15 protein-coding genes are annotated in these 19,807 nt (G+C 36.1%); 11 read left to right on the forward strand and 4 right to left on the reverse strand.

What is annotated here, in order from left to right; all coding sequences use genetic code 11:
• Positions 1–47 precede the first annotated feature (47 nt).
• Positions 48–2,744: a DUF6493 family protein gene (locus tag GFU89_RS19130; RefSeq protein WP_318848639.1), complete on the forward strand. Its 2,697-nt coding sequence runs from the start codon at positions 48–50 to the stop codon at positions 2,742–2,744.
• A gap of 3 nt (positions 2,745–2,747) precedes the next feature.
• A complete protein-coding gene (locus GFU89_RS19135; protein WP_318848640.1) occupies positions 2,748–4,091 on the forward strand; it encodes an SWIM zinc finger family protein in 1,344 nt (447 codons plus the stop codon).
• 144 nt (positions 4,092–4,235) lie between these two features.
• On the opposite strand, the gene GFU89_RS19140 is transcribed toward GFU89_RS19135, so the two are convergent.
• Complete coding sequence (locus GFU89_RS19140; RefSeq protein ID WP_318848641.1) at positions 4,236–4,688, reverse strand: VOC family protein; 453 nt, start codon at positions 4,686–4,688, stop codon at positions 4,236–4,238.
• A gap of 404 nt (positions 4,689–5,092) precedes the next feature.
• Between GFU89_RS19140 and GFU89_RS19145 the strand changes: the two genes are divergently transcribed.
• The 3 genes from GFU89_RS19145 to GFU89_RS19155 all read left to right on the forward strand — a co-directional run bounded on the left by GFU89_RS19145 (position 5,093) and on the right by GFU89_RS19155 (position 9,374).
• On the forward strand, positions 5,093–6,610 hold the full coding sequence (locus tag GFU89_RS19145) for a TROVE domain-containing protein (protein ID WP_318848642.1): 1,518 nt from the start codon (positions 5,093–5,095) through the stop codon (positions 6,608–6,610).
• Positions 6,611–6,773: 163 nt separating this feature from the next.
• Positions 6,774–7,436 carry a hypothetical protein gene (locus GFU89_RS19150; RefSeq protein WP_318848643.1) on the forward strand — a complete coding sequence of 221 codons (663 nt, stop codon included), beginning with the start codon at positions 6,774–6,776 and terminating at the stop codon, positions 7,434–7,436.
• Between the two features lie 1,098 nt (positions 7,437–8,534).
• Entirely contained in the window at positions 8,535–9,374 is an 840-nt protein-coding gene (locus GFU89_RS19155) for a hypothetical protein (protein ID WP_318848644.1), read from the forward strand.
• Positions 9,375–9,808: 434 nt separating this feature from the next.
• Here GFU89_RS19155 and GFU89_RS19160 read toward each other — a convergent pair whose 3' ends face one another.
• Together GFU89_RS19160 and GFU89_RS19165 are read right to left on the reverse strand one after the other, a co-directional pair.
• On the reverse strand, positions 9,809–10,111 hold the full coding sequence (locus GFU89_RS19160) for a helix-turn-helix domain-containing protein (RefSeq protein WP_318848645.1): 303 nt from the start codon (positions 10,109–10,111) through the stop codon (positions 9,809–9,811).
• 44 nt (positions 10,112–10,155) lie between these two features.
• On the reverse strand, positions 10,156–10,584 hold the full coding sequence (locus tag GFU89_RS19165) for a transposase (RefSeq protein WP_318848646.1): 429 nt from the start codon (positions 10,582–10,584) through the stop codon (positions 10,156–10,158).
• Between the two features lie 622 nt (positions 10,585–11,206).
• On the opposite strand from GFU89_RS19165, the gene GFU89_RS19170 reads away from it, so the two are divergent.
• Entirely contained in the window at positions 11,207–12,745 is a 1,539-nt protein-coding gene (locus tag GFU89_RS19170; protein WP_318848647.1) for a SulP family inorganic anion transporter, read from the forward strand.
• Positions 12,746–12,875: 130 nt separating this feature from the next.
• Here the strand turns inward: GFU89_RS19170 and fusA are convergent, their stop codons facing one another.
• Positions 12,876–14,942 (reverse strand): elongation factor G, encoded by a 2,067-nt coding sequence (gene fusA / locus GFU89_RS19175; protein WP_318848648.1) that lies wholly within the window; start codon positions 14,940–14,942, stop codon positions 12,876–12,878.
• Between the two features lie 616 nt (positions 14,943–15,558).
• On the opposite strand from fusA, the gene GFU89_RS19180 reads away from it, so the two are divergent.
• Genes GFU89_RS19180 through GFU89_RS19200 form a run of 5 tightly spaced genes read left to right on the forward strand, consistent with a single transcriptional unit; the run spans position 15,559 to position 19,749 of the window.
• Complete coding sequence (locus tag GFU89_RS19180) at positions 15,559–16,227, forward strand: HAD family hydrolase (RefSeq protein WP_318848649.1); 669 nt, start codon at positions 15,559–15,561, stop codon at positions 16,225–16,227.
• An 8-nt stretch (positions 16,228–16,235) separates the two neighbouring features.
• The gene (locus GFU89_RS19185) at positions 16,236–17,060 is read left to right on the forward strand and encodes a phosphoribosyltransferase family protein (protein ID WP_318848650.1); all 825 of its coding nucleotides are present in this window, start codon (positions 16,236–16,238) and stop codon (positions 17,058–17,060) included.
• Positions 17,050–17,607, forward strand: coding sequence for a TerD family protein (locus tag GFU89_RS19190; protein ID WP_047382292.1), 558 nt, complete (start codon positions 17,050–17,052; stop codon positions 17,605–17,607). Before GFU89_RS19185 ends, GFU89_RS19190 begins: the two co-directional genes overlap by 11 nt.
• 2 nt (positions 17,608–17,609) lie before the next feature.
• Entirely contained in the window at positions 17,610–18,785 is a 1,176-nt protein-coding gene (locus tag GFU89_RS19195) for a toxic anion resistance protein (RefSeq protein WP_318848651.1), read from the forward strand.
• A 16-nt stretch (positions 18,786–18,801) separates the two neighbouring features.
• On the forward strand, positions 18,802–19,749 hold the full coding sequence (locus GFU89_RS19200) for a hypothetical protein (protein WP_318848652.1): 948 nt from the start codon (positions 18,802–18,804) through the stop codon (positions 19,747–19,749).
• Positions 19,750–19,807: the final 58 nt, after the last annotated feature.

Below are 19,807 nucleotides of genomic sequence, written 5' to 3' on the forward strand. Positions count from 1 at the left end.
AAAAAATGAATAACCTGAAACAAATTTATACATCAAATTAGAAGCACATGAAAGAAAGACTTTATGAGATCCTTAATGAGGAAAAAATACATGAGATAATCCCTTTTCTACAACAGCTTAGCCTAGAGGAAAGAAAGACATTGGTACCATCAATAAAGAAAATGGACCGCGAGATCAGCAAGATTGTAATGACTAAAAATTCCTACCATACGGCAGGATCTGTAAGTCAGCATTCCATTATTGATATTGCTTCATTTGTATGTATGGATAAAAAGAATTTCGGTAAAAATTACTGGAGTCTTTTCAGAAATACAGAACAAACAGAGCAGATATTAGAGTGGGGATGTCCGGAATGGTTCTCAGACTTTATCAATGAATCTGTAGAAGCTGAATTTACAGCATTTAACTATAAGGATATTTTAGGATGGACGGAAAAAGGCTATGTACAGCCAAAACCTGAATTGCTGGGACACCATCTGAGCAATTATCCTGCAGAACTGGACCGCCACCCTGAAACACTTACTACCCACTTTTGGTATTTATGTGAATATCCTTCCAAATCTTTACCCTTCCGTAAAGAATGGTTTCCTATTGTTCAGAAGCTGATCACAGAAAAAAAGATTGAAAGAAAGAGATTTTTGAAAGAATGTCTTTTGGCTTCCAACAGAAATTTTAATAAAAATGTCACAGGCTGGTTTATGGATGCGTTTACATCATTAAAACCAACAGAAGATGAGCTGTCTGAACTGCAGGACGAACTACTTGCAGGGCTGGCTTCCTCACAGTCAAAAGCCGTGAATACCATATTGTCACATTTGAAAAAAATTGTTGCAGTTCCTGATTTTAAAAATGATGAATTTTCCCACTACCTTCCGAATCTGTTGAGTTCGGAAGTAAAAACAGTGGTTGTTTCCAGTTTGGTTCTTACCGAAAAAATATTCCAGAGAAAGAAAATAGATCCCGAAATGTTGGGAATGGCTTTAAGTACGGCATTTGTCAGCAAAGATGATGGCATACAGTCGAAAGCAGCGAAGATCATTCTTAAATACATTCCGGCTTCAGAAAATATGATAGAGGCTCTCTCCCATTATTCAGACAATATACTCACCAATGTACGTCCTCTTCTGAAGAAATATATTGAAGAAAAACAACCCGAGCTGGAGGCAATAGCTTCCGAGAAATTATCTCTGACTACAGAAGGAAATGCTGTAAAAGTACTTCAGAACTTTGAAGATCTGATGTTTTATCTTCCTTTGGCCATGGATGATCCATACAGCCATCATTGTGATATTGCTTTAGCAGGATTTATCCGCTTTGCAGGTGATGTAAATTCGGAATCTGTGAAATTAATAGAACCGGTATTTTTGAAAGCCTGTAAAACAATTGCGAAATGGGAAGTTCCCTATCTAAATGTTTTACTGTGTAATGCCATTATCAATTATGGCTTGGATTTACTGGAAAAATATCCGATTCAGCTTAAAAATCTGGAAAAAATTTATCATAAGACCAAAGAAGAGGAAACAGCAAGAGAATCTTATTCCAATTATCAGAAAAAATTGGGACCTATTGAAAATGTAGGTGCAGATTGCCCTGCCAGAACCGCGTTTAAAGAGCTTGCCATCTATGCTTATGAAAAAATAAAATCCGGAGATAAGATTCCTTTATTGTTTCCGGTTACCCATGCTCCATGCTGGATTTCCCCTGTTACATTGGTGGAAAGATTGGAGAGCTACCAGAATAGTAATACTGAACCCCATCATCTGGATATTCAGCTGGCACTGCAGCGTTGTGCTTTAGACAATACTTCAGAAGCCATAATAGAAGCTGAAAAAAGATTAAAAGGAGAATATAAAGAACTGTTATTTTTCTTCTTTGGTAAAAATGCCAAGCCGGAAGGAAAATTTGAACATCCTTCATGGTGGATGACGGCGGGAATTACCCGTTCACCGGAAACCGTGTTTGAAGAATTCAGCAGTTTCGGATATGACGATATTCCTGTAGAATTCTTTTCGGGAGCCTACAAATGGAAAACTATTGACAATAAGAAAAACTCATACTACCCTGTAGAGCTGAAGATTGTTATTCCTAAATATCATCTTACAAAAAGGAAAGACCCTTTATTTGTGGAATATTTTGTGGCCGAACAGAAAGAACTTATCGAAATTCCTGCATTGATGCTGTGTTTTCCGAACACCCCGGCAAATGCTTTGGCAAAAGTAATCAAACACTGTCTTTTCTTTTCAGGAATTGCTGAAGTCTATGAGAGAAGCTTGGTTTTGAATACAGCAAATGCGCTTTATCAGGTCAAAAAACCTTTGGACGAAATAGGATATCTGTTCTTAGGAACTATTTTCCTGGACAGTGATAAAACCATTCGTGGTACAGCAGCTGAAATATGGTTGGAACATGTGTCTTCCCAAACGATGGATAATGCATGGCTAGGAAGAGTGATTGGTCTGCATGAAAAGCTGGAATGGGCACCCGTTAAAAGATTAACAGATCTTATGCAGCACCATATGCTGAATGTGAGTAAGAACCATAATACTGCTCTTGAAGAATTGATTTCCAATATATTGCTTCAAATGGATGCTCCGGTTACCAATCTGAAGAAAATCCTGGAAATTTACCATGAAGTATTAGCCTTGAATCATTCAGAAGCCGATAAAGAGATCATTGGGAAATTAAATAGCTGGAAAGAAAATTCGAGTCTGAAAAAGATCTGCAATCTTCTTCTGAAAAAATAGAATATGGGGGATACGCTTATTTACAACTATTCAGGAGTATCCTCTTTAGTAAGGAGAAATGCGCTTGAAGAGCTGTTTCTTGCCAAATACAGTGAGATACAAAAAAATACAGATGCTCCATGTTTTTTCTGGGGAAATGTCAGGCAGCCTTTTATTTTAGCGCGCTGCCTGATTACACTTTCCAATATTGTGAAATCCAGCTTTAACCTGTCTCCGTTTCAGATGGCACTTCTTAAAGATCCGATTGTAACAGCCGGAAATCAAAGATTACGCTTTGAGGGTTTTTCTCACTGTGCCGGAGTCTATGCTAGAGTAGAAGTACTGCCTGACGGCCTGGAAGGAGAGTTTCTGGAAAGCGGAACTACGAATGTAGATTTTAATCAGCCTATGATCACCGCCCTGGGAAGCATCCGTCCCAATGAAAAAATTATGCTTTCCGTAGGTGAAAAAGAAGTTGGGCTCTATCAGGAAGAAAAAAAAATAATAGAAAGAAAAGTGCCTCTGCCTGTAAAATGGATCAAAGGTCTGGGAACAGTTCAGGTTTATTTATCAGAATCTGAAAAACGCTATACTTTTAATAGAATTCAGACACAACAATTATTTCGTGGAATGCCGAAAGGAGTAGTAAAGTCTGATTATTACCTTATTGTGAGAGGGAATAAACCTATCTTTTCTCCGGTAGCATCTGCAGATGCTGTTTGTATAGGAGGGCTTCACAGGCTTCGTCTGTTGGAACCTTTGCTTCCGTATATTGATTCTATGCAGGTTTTTCCGCATGCTAATATGCAGTCTACCACCTGGCAGCTTTATATGGGGAATATTAAATTCAGCTTTTCTTTATCAAGAGAATGCTGGAGAGGTTTTTCTGGAGAAGGAGCTCTACTGGATAGTTTGGTTTCCGAAGTTTCAGATGAGTGGATTGACACTTTGGATAAATATGCCTATGCTAATCAATCCTTTAATCCAACCATGCTTGCTCTGGAAGAGAATCTGAGTTTCAGCAAAACTCATAATGCTGCAGGAAGGCTTGCCGCAATGGGATTATTAGGCTACGACCTTGATGATCATGAATTTTTCTATCGCAGACTTCCTTTTAAATTAAGCCGTATTATCGGGCTCAATCCCCGTATAAAAAATGCTGAAAAGCTGATAGAAGCGGGAAAAGTAGAAATTTTAAACAACAATAAGGAAAGAACAGAAGCCAGAGTAGAAGGAACCGGTGTGCATCATACGGTAATCATTGAAGAAGAAAAAGAACGCTGTACCTGCGAATGGTTCAGTAAATATCAGGGCGAAAGAGGTCCCTGTAAACACGTGTTGGCAGTTAAAAAACTGGTAAACAGTTAAAAACTTCTACTACCTGATATTATTATTTTGTTAACTGCCGCAGGGGCGCAAAAATTTTGTTTAATAAGAATTCAATTTTGATCCCCGTAAATCTTTGATTTTCTTGCACCTCTGCGTTATATCAGTATCTAACAGATGTTTTTATTAATTTTTCACCTGCTTCATCCATTCCTCATAGCTAAGAACACCTAATTCCGGTTTGCTTTCTCCTTCAAGAATAGAGATAAATTCAAGCTGATTTCCATCCGGATCATTAAAATAAATGGCCAGTGCAGGCATCCACGCAAATACCATTGGTTCAACACTTCCATTTTTTAGGAAATTGTAAGGTTTTAAATCTTTATTTTCTAAAAACTCCACTGAGTAATCTAAAATATCTTCTTTACTGCTGGAAAAAGCAAAATGTCTGGTTTGGAGATTCTCCTTCTGCTCCCATAATCCTAACATAAATTCTTTTCCTTCTCCAACCCATAAAAAAGCAATAGGTCTGGTTTCATCTCTGTGAGCCAGTTTTAATCCCAACACTTCCGTATAAAACTGTATTGCATTTTCCAGATTGCTCACCTGAACATGAGTCTCATATATTCCTTTAATCATAGCTTAATTTTAATGACGAAACAAAGCTAGAAAACCCTTTCCGAAAAACTTAGAATAGGTGATTTCTTTAATTGAAATGAATGATAGAAGGATTTTATAATGAGGAATTATAAATGATGAATCAGATTGTTATCAAATATCAATAATTGTTTTCAATATTAATTCAATAGGGATAGGCTTTAGCCCGCCTTATACAATACTCCATTCATACGGCTTTAGGCAAACCTTAAAAACTGTGTAATCTCTGAGGTCCATTTTAAATAAATCCATTCGCAATAAAAAATAAGAAAAATTCTAAGAAAAATTTTCTACGCAAAAAGGTTGCGTAATACTGTTTTTACTTTGCATCAGAAATCAGAGAGGAAGTATCAATCCTTCCCATGTTTAACAAAAAAACAGTAACCATGAAATTTAATTTTTTAAAAAAAGAAACTAAAGTAGTACTGAACTACGAAGGTGCAAAAGCTTATGCGATGACACCTGCAGAAGAATTGTATAGTGCTGTTGTTACAACAGGACTGTCAGATGCCAACTATGAAAAAGGAAATGACAGATTGGAAAGAATTCAGTCTCTGATCAAAAAAAATGACCCTGAGTTTGTGGCAAAATTGGCGGTGTATGCAAGAAAAGATATGTACCTGCGTTCCATTCCATTGGTGTTGACAACTGAATTGGCAAAACAGACTTCCGGTACTGATCTGGTAAGCAAAACGGTGGAAGGTGTCGTTCAGAGAGCTGATGAAATCACAGAATTACTGGCGTACTACCAACTTGCGAATAAAAGAACAGATACTAAAAAACTGAATAAACTGTCAAAGCAGATTCAAAAAGGTTTGGTAAAGTCCTTCAACAAGTTTGATGAATACCAGTTTGCAAAATACAACAGAAAGGCAGAAGTAACCCTGAAAGATGCTCTATTCCTGGTTCACCCGAAAGCTAAAGATGAAAATCAACAAGCTGTTTTCAATAAAATTGCCAATAACACATTGGAAACCCCTTATACATGGGAAGTAGAACTTTCCGTTTTAGGTCAGACGAAATTTGCAAATGATGCAGAAAGAAAATTAGCCTTCAAAAACAAATGGGAAGAACTGATCTTCAGCAACAAATTGGGTTATATGGCAACTATGAGAAACCTGAGGAATATCCTGGAAGCCGGAGTGTCATCTGATGCAATGAATAAAGTCTGCAGATATCTTTCTGATGAAAGAGCGGTATCCAACTCAAAGCAGCTCCCATTCCGATTCCTGGCGGCGTATAGAGAATTGAAAACTATAGATTCTCCTTATTTGTCCTCTGTGTTGGAAGCATTAGAAGATGCTGTAGTGGTGAGTGCTAGAAATATCAAGGGCTTTGGTTTTGATACTTCGGTGGTAATCGCTGCGGATGTATCGGGTTCAATGCAGAAAGCAGTTTCAAATAAAAGTAAAATCTTGCTGTATGATATCGGCTTGCTGATGTCGATGATCCTTCAGTCACAATGTAAAAATGTGGTGACAGGTATCTTCGGTGACCGTTGGTTGAGGGTTCCAATGCCTAAAAATGGTATTTTAAGGAATGTGGATGCCTTCTACAAACGAGAAGGTGAAGTAGGATATTCTACTAATGGTTATCTGGTCATTGAGGATCTGATCAAAAGAAGTGAAAAAGTGAACAAAGTAATGTTATTCACCGATACTCAGATGTGGAACAGCACTGGAAACAGAAACTCTTTTGAAGACCTGTGGAACAGATACAAAATGATTGCTCCCCATGCAAAGCTGTATATCTTTGACCTGGCAGGTTATGGTACACAGCCGCTTGATATCAGAAAGAATGATGTACATCTTATAGCCGGTTGGTCAGATAAAATTTTCGAAGTGCTAAATGCATTAGAAGACAAAAAATCAGCCGTAGAAATGATTCAGAAAGTAGTGCTGTAAAAGGCACTGCTTTTAAAAATAGAATGAATAACTATTAAAACAATCAATATATTGAGGAGCTTAATCCCGCTTTCCACTATATCTTTTTCGCCAAAGCTTTTTTCAAGCCATTCAGAAAAAGGATGCCGTTGCAATCGGGGCTAGAAAATTAAACGAGAATATTATGAAACTTATTAATACTATTGAAATTAGTCCGTTACGATATTCCAAAGAAGAATTTGAGTTACCGGAAATTTCCGATTATCCAGACCACGAAGAATGGTTTGCAAAATGGGAAGAGGCCGTTTCTCAACTGAATTTTAATTTTGAGGCCATTGAGAAAGGATCTTATTTGACAGATATCGAAACAATAGATGACGAAAATCTGAAGATGATTGTAGAAACCAAAATGGAAGACACAGGACCAGACGAATCTGAAGAAGATAGGTATGTCATGGCTTTTGACGGAGGAATTGTATTAAAAATAGAAGATAAAATATTGATACAACCTAACTGTTGTGGTGATATAAGCAATATTGAAGATTGGAAAAATATTTTTAATACACCATCTTCGGAATGGAAAGACCTTTGGATAGGACATCCATGGGTATTTTACAAAAGGGAAAATGGGAAAATCTGCTTCTCAGAATATACAGAATCCAATATTGAAGATGTTGAAAATATAAAAATTGTTGCAGAAGTAGAAGAATCCGAACTCAAAGCTGAGTTAGAAAAAGTAATCATGCAACAGATCAATTTAAAAAACAGAATAGTATCTGTTCTAAAAACGCTGAATTGTAAATATCCAGAGAAAATTTCAAAACAATTGGCTGGAATTAAAGAGTGACATAGGAAATGGAGGCGTTAAGAAAATAAACTATGCGAACGTTAAGAAAATTCTATTGTTTGAAGCGCGACACAGAAATTGAAACGAAGAAGTAATAGTACATTCGCGCAAGTTTTAGAATTTTTAGAGAGTGTAGATTATTTTTAGCCGGAATTTCCAAGTCTTGAACTTTTGGTTCTTTTGCTTCAAGGCAAAACGAACAAAATTTAAATAAAAAATAAGCTGCGTAAAAAGATTGCGTACATGCAATGTAATTTTGCAGTGTTAATATTACTGGTGCCGTTAGAAAGACATCCTTCGATTCCAAAAATAGAGTCTTTCGACAGATTGCCCGGTAGCTATAACCAATGTCGTTCATAAGAGTTCCATCATCAAACTTTTAATTTGACTAGAATCAAAAACTCTTATACATTGTTACTTGGTTTTTAATAAAAAAACAACTGCGTAAATAGAATGCGTACCAGCGATATAAATTTGCAAAAGATAAAACTAATAATCATGGATAACCATAAAAAGCAAGTGTCGTAAAACAGAGTTACTTCTTTAGGGACGGTAATACAGGTTCGAATCCTGTTCTGCAGCAGCAGATAGTAGAAATGGCAACACCCCGTATTAGTCTCTGTTTGATTCAATTACCTTGCTGAATTATATCAGGTGTCGTTTTGGAGTCATACTTCGATTCACCCATCAGGTCACAGGTTCAATTCCTGTCATTCTTGTTGTAAACGGGATGTAGCTCAGTAGGTGGAGCAGATGGCACAGAAAGATTCCGCCACTTTTACCCTGATACTATAAAGGAGTACTGTAGATACATGAGTAAACAAAAAACTAAAAATCAAGTGTCGTTTTGGAATCATACTTCGAGAATTGATCATTGGGTCGCAGGTTCGAATCCTGCCTTTTCCCTCGTAAAGGAGAAGTAGCTCAGCTGGTAGAGCAAATGCACGGAAGATTCTGAGAATTTTACCTTGATTGTATAAAAGAGTGCCGTAGAAAAGGCCTACTTCGGTTAATTTGGTTCGACTCCAGAAGGTCATGGAAGTGATCTTGTATAAGTCTTTTCGAATCTTGCCTCTTTTTATTTTTAAATTAATAACAATGAATATACCAGTTAATCTTACTGAGTTTTTATACTGGGTCAAAGACCGTACAGAAAAACTATGGTCGATAGATGATGAAAATTGTCCCAAAGGATTTTACGGAGCCAGATGGCAAAGTCTTTCTGAAGAACAGATTAATCAGATTGAGAAAAAATATCAGGTCAGTTTTACTTCTGAACATAGAGAATTTCTAAAAATTCTTCATGCCATCGACAAAAAAGAAATTGTGGAATATGAAGATGAAGGAGAACTGATTACAGAAGAATGTACTTTCTTTTATAATTGGTTTGAAAATGAAGAGGAAATAAAAAAAATATTGAATACACCATATGATTGGATGTTGGATGATATTGATTCAGTTAATAAAGTTTGGTTGAAATCATGGGGAATAAAGCCTGCATCCTTGGAAAAGAGAAAAGAAATTTTTGATGAATGGTTTTCACATGTTCCAACACTTTTACCACTCATGGGAACTCGTTATATAATAAGTGATGTAGATCTTGTTTGGAGACCTGTGCTTTCTATAAGAGGTTCAGATATTGTCATTATGGAATGGGATTTCAGAACTTATTTATTAAATGAGCTAAGAGGTTATCTTGATATTCACATTGATGTTTTTGATGAAGAAGATCAAATGTTCTACCCTGAACTTATTGATGAAGTACAGCAAATATTTAATGAAAACTATAAATATGATGAAACTAAAGACATTCCTTATCTGAAAGAAATGATTCTTTACTGGTCTTCCGGATGGAGTAGTTTCGGTTTAAGTTATCACCCGGAAAATGCCAGAGTTCATCCTATTGTCAAAACATATATTGCTGAAGAAGAAAAATAAAACAAACAAGTGCCGTAGAAAAATGTTACTTAGCTCATCACGACGGGGTCACGGGTTCGAGTCCCGTCTCTTCCACAGCAAAAAAAACACGATGTATATAGGAAGAGTAGCTCAGTTGGTTAGAGCACGACTGCATTATTCGATTTTAGCCTTGTTTTCATAAAATCAGAAGCCGGAAGTGGGATGTTGAAAGATATCTTTGTATATAATTTTCTATAAAGTCAGATAGATTTTCAGACTTTAATCCCTTTCTTCTTCCCACTTCCAGATTCTTTATAGTACTATGATGAAGTGTCGTTAGGAAAAAATTCATCGTAACACAATTAAGGGAGGAATAGCGAAGTCGGTCACTCCGGCAAGGTTATCCGGTTCGACTCCGGCAAACGTACAGCCCTGTTTTTTCCTTATCATTACCTTTAAAAAATGCTGGTAGATTATTTACCGGCACTTTTCATTGTATCAAGATCTTCTTCAAACATGAGTTTCCATTTTGAAAGAGTAGTTCTGCTTATTTTATATTTTCTGGACATATAGCTTGTGGAATGACCGTGCTTCTTCTGATACTGAAGCAATTTTAGCATAGTCTGCCTGTCATATGTTTTGAGTTTTTGATTTTCTCTGGACTGTTTGAACAGTTTTTCATTGAACTTCAGTACATCCTCGCTGGTGTTAAGTTTTTCAAGAAGTTCTTTGATTTTCGGATCTTTTAGCTTTTCCGGATATTCCATCTTTAGCATATCCTGATAAATTTTTTTGTAATTGGGGCGCATGTCTTATCTGTTTATCCGTTTACATTATCGCTCTTCTGAAGCCACCTGTGAAGGGTGCTTTTGGGAATAGAATATTCTTTGATGACTTCACTTTGGGTCATTTCACCGGAAAGAATTCTTTTCATAATAAAATCTTTGATTTCCTGGGTGTAAATATTTTTCCTGAAATATGGTGTTTTTTCGGATTTCTGCTGGTTTTTGTTGATGGCAGAAGGAGGTGCATATAAAATCAAATGTGAGCTGTAAAGTCTGAAAAAATCATATTCCAATAATTTGCTCCATCTTAGAAGAAGATCTGTATCCATCGATTTGCTGTCATACATCACTTCGACTGTTTCCTCGTCTTTGCCTAAAAATTTGCATATCCTTTCTATTGTTATTTCATTTTCATCTACCCTTTCCTTAATAAACTTTCCAATATGGATTTCTTTATATAACATTTTTGTTGAATATTATTCTTTTGTTTAAACTTATATATCAAAAAAACGGAAATAGAATACATATATTATCTCTTGTGGTGGGAAATAATTCACTTCAGTTTGAAATTGATAAAAAATAGAAATTATGATATAAAAATGTTTAATTGCGTTTAATAAGATGATGAATCTTAAAAAACGGATCTGTAACTGCCAAATAACTTAAAAACAGGTGGGTAGGAGTCACCTTAATGTACTTGGGATATATTCTTTATTTCAATGGGTTTCTTCTTCTTCTCTTTCAAACTTCTCTTCCTGCCATTTGTGTAAAATAATATATACCTATTAAGGTTTTTATGCAATTCTATGAGTTGAAGCTGTAGATAGATTGATAAACAGCTTTTTACGCGTTGAATTTTTAATTAGTACCAAATAATTGCTTATTCGCTTTCAAATGTAAACAAAAATAAGAAGTAAAAAGAGATAGAAATGTAAAAATCATACTTTATCTGCTTATTTTAATTAAAATTAACATATTATAAAAATTGATTTGTGAATTGTTTAAAAGTGATGGGCTTCATCATGAAAAAATGATAAAAAGAAAAAATTGTATACCATCCGGACAGTACATACCTTTGCAAAATCAATGAAAAATACTATAAGCTTATTCGACTTTTCGAAGAAAATAAATTACAAAAATGAACTGCTGGCTGGTTTTACTGTAGCGATGACCATGATTCCTGAATCACTTTCATTTGCTATTCTTGCCGGTTTGTCCCCGCTTACAGGACTTTATGCTGCTTTTATGATGGGTCTTGTAACTGCGGTGTTGGGAGGACGTCCGGGAATGGTTTCTGGTGGAGCGGGCGCAACCATCGTTGTATTGATCGCGCTGATACAGTCTCATGGGATTGAATATCTTTTTGCTGCCGTTGTACTGGCCGGAATACTTCAAATGCTGGTGGGTATTTTTAAACTGGGAAAATTTGTAAGATTGATTCCGCAGCCGGTTATGTACGGATTTTTAAACGGTTTGGCCATTATTATTTTTATGGCGCAGGTAGAGCAATTTAAGATTACGGACAGCAACGGGGCTGTAAACTGGCTGCAGGGAATGCCTTTATACATAATGGCTGGCTTAACTGCCTTGACGATTGCCGTAGTCTACTTTTTTCCCAAAATAACGAAAGCAGTTCCTGCCTCACTCGTAGCGATAATTATTGTCTTTGCTATAGTTCTTGGATTTAATATTCCAACCAAAACAGTAGCGGATATTGCCCATATCAGTGGAACTCTTCCAAGTTTTCACATTCCACAGATTCCTTTTTCCCTGGAAACTTTACAAATTATTTTTCCCTATGCTTTAATTATGGCAGGAGTAGGTCTTATCGAATCTCTTCTGACATTATCCATGGTGGATGAAATCACCAATAGTAAAGGAAACACAAACAAAGAATCTGTAGCTCAGGGATTAGCCAATATTACCAACGGTTTCTTTGGCGGAATGGGTGGCTGTGCAATGGTAGCACAGACATTGGTGAATCTTAATGCAGGTTCCAGAGCAAGACTATCCGGAATTATTGCTTCCTTGTTGATTTTAATAATTATTCTGTGTGGAGCACCTGTGATAGAAAAAATTCCTATGGCTGCTTTAGTAGGAGTCATGATGATGGTTGCCATTAGTACGTTCCAGTGGGTATCTATCAGGATTGTTAATAAAATGCCGAAGTCGGATATCTTTGTTGGAGTTACTGTAGCATTGATTACCGTGATTCTGCATAACCTGGCGCTGGCGGTTTTGGTTGGGGTTATCATCTCAGCATTGGTTTTTGCATGGGATAATGCCAAAAGAATCAGAGCAAAAAAGCATGTTGATGAAAACGGAGTGAAGCATTACGAAATATATGGACCTTTGTTTTTCGGTTCTGTAACGGCATTTACAGATAAATTTGATCCTATGAATGATCCTGAACAAGTGGTTGTTGATTTTAAAGAAAGCCGTATTGTAGATATGAGTGCGATAGAAGCACTGGGCAAATTATCTAAACGTTATAAAGAACAAAATAAAATAATACACTTACGACATCTCAGCGAAGACTGCAGGAGAATATTGAAAAATGCCGAAGCGGTAGTTGAAATTAATATTGAAGAAGATCCGACCTATAAAGTGATGCCGGAAAAATAGGAAGAAGTTAATAAGTGAATTTTTGCAGTATAGAAAAAATTGACAAGCGCAGCGGATTGACGATTGACCATTCACCAAACATTCCATAACCAAACAAGGACTGTAAGAAAAATCTACAGTCCCTGCTTGTTTAGGTGATTAATGTATTCGCAATAAAATCAGGCACTAAAGCATAGTGCGACAATTTCATGCTGATGGAAGCGCGTCCACTTGTCAGCGTTCTCAGATCAGAAATATACCCGAAAGTTGAAGCTAACGGAACTTCCGCTGCAAAAATCTTTCTTCCTGATCTTTCATCAATAGAAGTGATGATTCCTCTTCTTCTGTTGATATCCGCAGTGACAGCTCCCGTATATTCTTCGATGCTTTGAATCTCAACCTGCATGATAGGTTCCATAAGTTTAGGACTGCAATCTTTGGCAGCCGCTTTGAAGCCTTCTCTTGCAGCAATTTCAAAATCAAAAGCCGCAGAATCCTGAGCGTGGAATGAGCCATCTAACAGGGTAATCTTCATGTTTTCCAGAGGATATCCTTTTAATGGGCCGTATTCCATAGCTTCTCTGAACCCTTTTTCAACAGAAGGAATAAATTCAGTTGGAATAACTCCTCCTTTGATTGTATTGATAAACTCGAATCCATGTTCATTATCATTTCCTGGTCCAATTTCAAAAGTGATATCAGCGAACTGACCGCTTCCTCCGTTTTGTTTCGAAAGCTTTTCTCTATGGATTTTGGTTCCCGTTAAGATCTCACGATAAGAAACTTTAGGTTTTCCCTGATTGACTTCAATACCATGATTCAGACGGATTTTCTCCAAAGTAACCTCAAGATGAAGCTCTCCCAGTCCACTCAATAATGTTTCTCCGGTCTGTTGATCTCTTTCAACTACCAAAGAAGGATCTTCTTCCTGGATTTTTGCCAGTACCAAACCGAAAGACTTCTCATCACCATTGGTTTTCGGTTCAATAGCCACCCTGATAACAGGAGTCGGGATCGTAATTGATTCCAGTAATATCGGCTTGTCTACAGAAGACAAAGAATCTCCGGTTTTGGCATCTTTTATTCCTGTTAAAGCAACAATATCTCCCGCTTTAGCTTCCTCCAATGATAAAGTTTTATCTGACTGCATCTGTAAAATTCTCGAAATTCTGTAGCTTTCACCTGTTCTTACATTCAGTATAGTATCTCCGGGTTTTATCATTCCGGAATACATACGGAGCATGGCCAGCCTTCCCATATGCTTATCAATCACGACTTTGAAAACAAGTCCTGAAAAATCAGCAGCTTCAGTTCTTTCCAGCGTTACCATTTCTTCTGTTTGAGGATCTCTTCCCTGCAGGTCAGCAAGCTGATCTGGAGCTGGAAGATACTTTACTACGGCATCAAGAAGAGGCTGTATCCCTTTGTTTTTAAACGCAGAGCCACAAAGAACGGGAACAGCTGATCCGGATCTGCAGACTCTTTGTATAGCTTCTGTAATCATTTCAACGGTGACTGTTTGTTCAGTATCCATAAAAATCTCAAAGAATGTCTCATCATATTCTGCAAGAGTTTCCAGTAATTTTATTCTGTATTCATCAGCTTCAGTACGTGATACCAAAGGAATTTCCTTTTCAATAATGGTTTCTCCGTTTTCATCTTCCCAGTATAATGCTTTCATCTGTACAAGATCAATAACGCCTTCAAAATGTACTTCAGCTCCAATTGGAATCTGAAGAGCAAGAGGAACAGCATTCAGTTTGGTTTTTATCTCATGAAGAACAGCAAAGAAGTCTGCCCCAATTCTGTCCATTTTATTGATGAAACAAATTTTGGAAGTGCCATGTTTTTCGGCTTGGAACCAAACATTTTCAGTCTGTGGCTGAACCCCTGAAGAAGCACAGAAAACTGCGACTACACTGTCCAGAACTCTTAGAGAACGTTCTACTTCCACTGCAAAATCAATGTGTCCCGGAGTATCAATAATGTTGATATTATAAACGGTATGATCTTTTTTCCATTGCGTTGAAACTGCGGCTGAAGAAATAGTAATCCCTCTGTTTCTTTCCTGGATGTCTTTGTCCATGGTGGTATTTCCATCATCTACATTCCCGATTTTATGAATGAGTCCTGTGTAATACAAAAGTCTTTCGGATAAAGTTGTTTTTCCTGCATCTACATGTGCTATGATCCCTATATTTCGTGTGTCGTATTTCATTTTGTTTTGTTTAAATTGTTGATTTTTAGATCTGTATTTAGAAAGGTTCTGAAAAAAATGAGCACAAAATACTCTCCGGTCTTATAAAGCCGGCAAAACATTTTTTGTATTTCGTATCAAAGGGAAATTTTCAGAGATCTTAACAAATAACAGAAGTTGTTTGAATTGTTAAAGTCTGAAATTAGGGCAGCAAAAAAGACCTATCCGAATAGATAGGTCTTCAATATATTTTTGGGTATAAAAGATCTATAGAACTATTCAGATAAATATTCAGTGCTGCCAAAGAACACAGCTCTGACAGGGTTGATTAAAGTTATAATATTTATCATTTTTGTTGACATTGTTGATTGTTAATCGGTTGCGAAATTATAATTTTTTTTTTGATTTCCAAAGAATTTTTTGAAAATATTTTTTTTAAACGCTTGATAAATCATCTTCTGTGAATCCGTCAAACTCGTGGATTGTCATAAAAATATCTTAAAACAGATAATGAACGTAATGCATTTATGATAAAAATTTTATCTTTGGGAAGAATAGTATTGTAAACACTTGTTGATGATTAAAAATAATTAAATCTTTTTCAAGAAAGCTAGATAAAACTTTTAACTTAAAACTATTGAAAACAGATATCGACATTCATAACCACTGTCATTTTTCCTTTGACCTGTGGCTTACCTTAATCAAATCTCATCCTGAATTTAAAGCAAAAAGAGTTGAGCTGTTCTCCTCATTTTTTAACGTAGATAAACCTATAGAGGAGGTTGCGAAAATCGTAAAATATTATGATGATCTTTGCAATACCATTAATGAAGTAACAGGGGGAAATATAGATACTTTTGAGATTTATCTGATGATTCTTGGTTCTCTGAACGTGGATATAAAAGATTTGAGTAAAGAAAAACTCAATGAGTTTTACACAAAGAGTGAAAACCTGTTTCTGGAATACGGACCTGTGGTGATTTTTGAAAATATTCATGATTTTTTTGAGAATATCAAAAATCAAGGCAAAACAATCAATATTCTGAGCAATACAGGATTTATCAAAGGAAAAACAATGAGAAAATTTCTGATTCATGAAAACCTGGATCAGTACATAGATTTTCATATTTATTCTGATGAAATTAACTGTTCCAAACCGAACCCGCTTATTTTTCAGGAAGTGAAGAATAAGATCAAAGATCAGGATTTACCACTGCATCAGATCCTGCATATCGGGGACAATCCGGTGGCAGACTATCAGGGAGCCAAAGCCTTTGGTTTCAGTGCCCATTTACTTAAACACTAAAAATAAACATGAATACAAGATACAGCTTACACCACATTCATTCCGCAGATGAGTTTACATTCTCACCTGCAGAATACAGCTATTTCAAGTATGGCGATAAGTCGTATGCTGAAAAATTTGCGAGAGAATTATTCGAAGGATTTATTTCCGGAAATGAAGCACTTTTAGATAGTGACAAAGAGATTGTAGTACTTCCAAGCCCATATATGGCAATTCCTACGGCCTCCAATTTTTTATGCTTTTTCTTTAAGAAGCATCTGGATTTTTATCTGTTTAAAAAAGGAAAAAAGTCAAGTATTTTATCTAAAATCAATCGTAACCATACCTATATTACAGATTATGGGAACCTTAATTTTGAAGACCGCAAAAATCTGATCGCAAATGATACTTATTATATCGATAAGGATTTTTTGAGAGGAAAACTTTGTATTTTTATAGACGATATAAAAATCACGGGAAGTCATGAATATACAGTCAACAGAATTCTGAATGAATACAGCGTAGAGGCAGACTTTATGTTCCTGTATTACGCAGAGTTGATGAATTTTGAACTTGATCCTAAGATTGAAAACTTTTTCAATTACTATGCCGTAAAAAATGTAAAACATGTTGCAGAAGTGATGAATAAAGAGAGTTTTGAGTTCAATACAAGGATTGTAAAATATATTTTAGGCCTGGAATCAAGTAATTTTGATTATCTTACGTCTAAAGTAAAAAGAGAACAGATGGATCTGCTTTTGGAGCTGGCCATCAGCAACAATTATCATTTAATAAAAGAATACGAAAATAACATCAATACTTTAACACAAACGGAATTATATTATGGCTATTAACTTACAAAAAGGACAAAGAGAAAACATTAACGCACCTAAATTTACTGTAGGTTTAGGATGGGATATCAATAATACTTCTACAGGAACAGGATTTGACCTTGATGCATCTTTATTTTTGCTTGGAGACGACAAAAAATTAGTTTCAGATAATCACTTTATTTTCTATAACAACCTTGAGTCTCCGGACAAATCTGTGATTCATACAGGAGATAACCTTACAGGTGAAGGATCTGGTGACGATGAGCAGATCAAAATTGATCTAACAAAAATTGATGATGCAATCAAAGAAATTACTGTAGTAGTAACTATTCACGAAGCAGAGTCAAGAAAACAAAACTTTGGACAGGTAAGAAATTCTTTCATCAGAATTTTCAATACAGATACGAATGAAGAAATCTTAAAATATGAATTAGACGAAGATTTCTCCATCGAAACCGCCGTAGAATTCGGAAGAATCTACAACAGAAACGGAGAGTGGAAATTTGAAGCTGTAGGAGCAGGGCAGAGAGACGGCCTTGACAAATTTGTATCAATTTATCAAAAGTAATCATGGACAATCAGGAAAATCAACCCATAGATCCACTAGGATCAATAGAACCTCTTAAAACCTTTGAACCTACTCCAATGGTTCCTCCAACTCCGGCTCAGCCTGTACAAAATGCAGCGCCGGCAGTTCTTGTGGACAGAGAAGGAAATGTAAATCTGACTCAGCTGCAGTCAGAAGAACGTCAGAAATATGAAGTTCTTGCGAACTCTATTGATGAAGCTAACCCGGGTTCAATTGTAAATTTTGGAGCGGAACTTCAGAAAACATTAACCAACCAGAGTGACAGTTTCTTAGGAAATGTAAGAAGATCAAACTCCGGAGAAGTAGGAGGGCTTATCAATGATCTTTTGGTAGAGCTTAACTATGTAGATGTAGAAGAACTTAACAGCAATAAAGTAAAAAGCTTCCTAAGTAAATTGCCATTCATGAAGAAGGTGATCACTCAGGTGGAAAACTTGTTTACAAAATACGATAAGATCATCAATAATATTGAGCAGATCTCTTACAAAGTAAATGCAGGAATCATCACTTCTACAAAAGATAATGCGGTACTGCAGACTATTTTTGAAAGTAATGTGAACTCTATCAAGCAGATTGAAGGTCTTGTGATTGCAGGAAATATAAGAATGGAAAGAGCTGCAGTGGAGCTTGCTCAAATGGAGACGAGCCCTCAGGATTTTCAGGATTATCAGATTGCTGATAAAAGAGATTTCATTGCTAGATTAGACAGAAGAATGGCTGATCTTAAAGTGGTGCGTGTGATTATGATGCAGTCACTTCCACAGATCAGGCTGGTACAGAATAACAACGTTTCTATTGCTGAAAAAGCACAGACTATTCTTACCACCACACTTCCGGTATGGAAAAACCAGCTTTCGCTTGCTGTAGCGATGTACAGACAACAGCAGAATATTGAAATCCAACAAAAAGTATCTTCCACTACAGAAGAGATCTTAAGAAAGAATGCAGAGCGTCTTGGGCAGAACTCAATAAATGTTGCTAGAGCTAATGAGCAGACTATTGTATCTGTAGAAACATTGAAAGAAACAACATCAATGCTTATCAATACATTGAATGAAGTGAAACAAATCCAGAAACAGGGAGCCGATAACAGAAGAAAACTGGATCAGGATCTTCAGACATTGGAGCATGAACTTAAAGCTAATGTCAGAGGTTAATTTATAGGATACTAAGGTGGGGGATGATGCAGCAACCATATTGTCGCAAAGCAAAAGAAGATTAACAAAGCTTAAACTTCTTGCGAATTTTTTTGAACATATTGACATAATATCTATTTACATCAAAACAGATATTATCCACAATCTGTTCCAGGAAAATACGGCTTTAGATTACAATAAACTGGAACTTTTCCACCTGCAGTATACAGACAGTCTCATAGAACTTCTGACTAAAATTAAGAGACAGAAGGAAAATGATATGCTGGCTGTCATCAATGAAATTAATATCAACAGTAAATATATTTCAGGTTTTGAAGAAAGACGGGTAGACAGCTTTCAGACAGACAGGAAAATGTACAGCGGTGTATTTTCCCAGCATTTGAAAACTTTGTATAAAGACCTTACGGAAGATAGCTTTACGGCCAATTGGGATAATGTACTGTACTTTCATAAAAAATATGCCCAGGAATTTTACAGGACGGAAGCAGATGAAACACTGCTGAAATCCGATTCTTTTCCGGCTTATCAGTATAAAGAGTATTCCATTGAAAGAAAGCTGTTGGGAAGGCTCAATATACAAGGATTTAAAGTCCGTTTTGTATGTGGATACCTTTTCGGAACCCATGATTATGAACTTTTCAAAATCTTTCAGTCTGATGATTATTTTATTTTCAGTGTAGACGAAAAAAAAATGTATCTTTTTGACAAAGAATTGGATAAGCTGGATATGACAGAAAATCAGTCTAACCAGAGTTCCATTATCGATCAGCTGAGAAATAAAAATGAACAGTTGGAGAATAGTATGAACGAAAGAAAGCGTGCTTTACCGGCTGAAGTGGAAGGTGTTTTGAAAGATTATATTAAAAACCTGGAAAATATAGATATTATGAGCAAAATATTTGATTTTGACGAAGAAACAAATATTCTGCGGGCAATGCTTAATTTGAATTTGAATAATAACTAAAAGGCAGAATTGCAATATAACAAGCAAATCGGCTTTTGTACTAAAAAAGTAAATAACA

Source organism: Chryseobacterium sp. JV558 (genome assembly GCF_033712365.1).
Classification (GTDB): Bacteria; Bacteroidota; Bacteroidia; order Flavobacteriales; family Weeksellaceae; genus Chryseobacterium.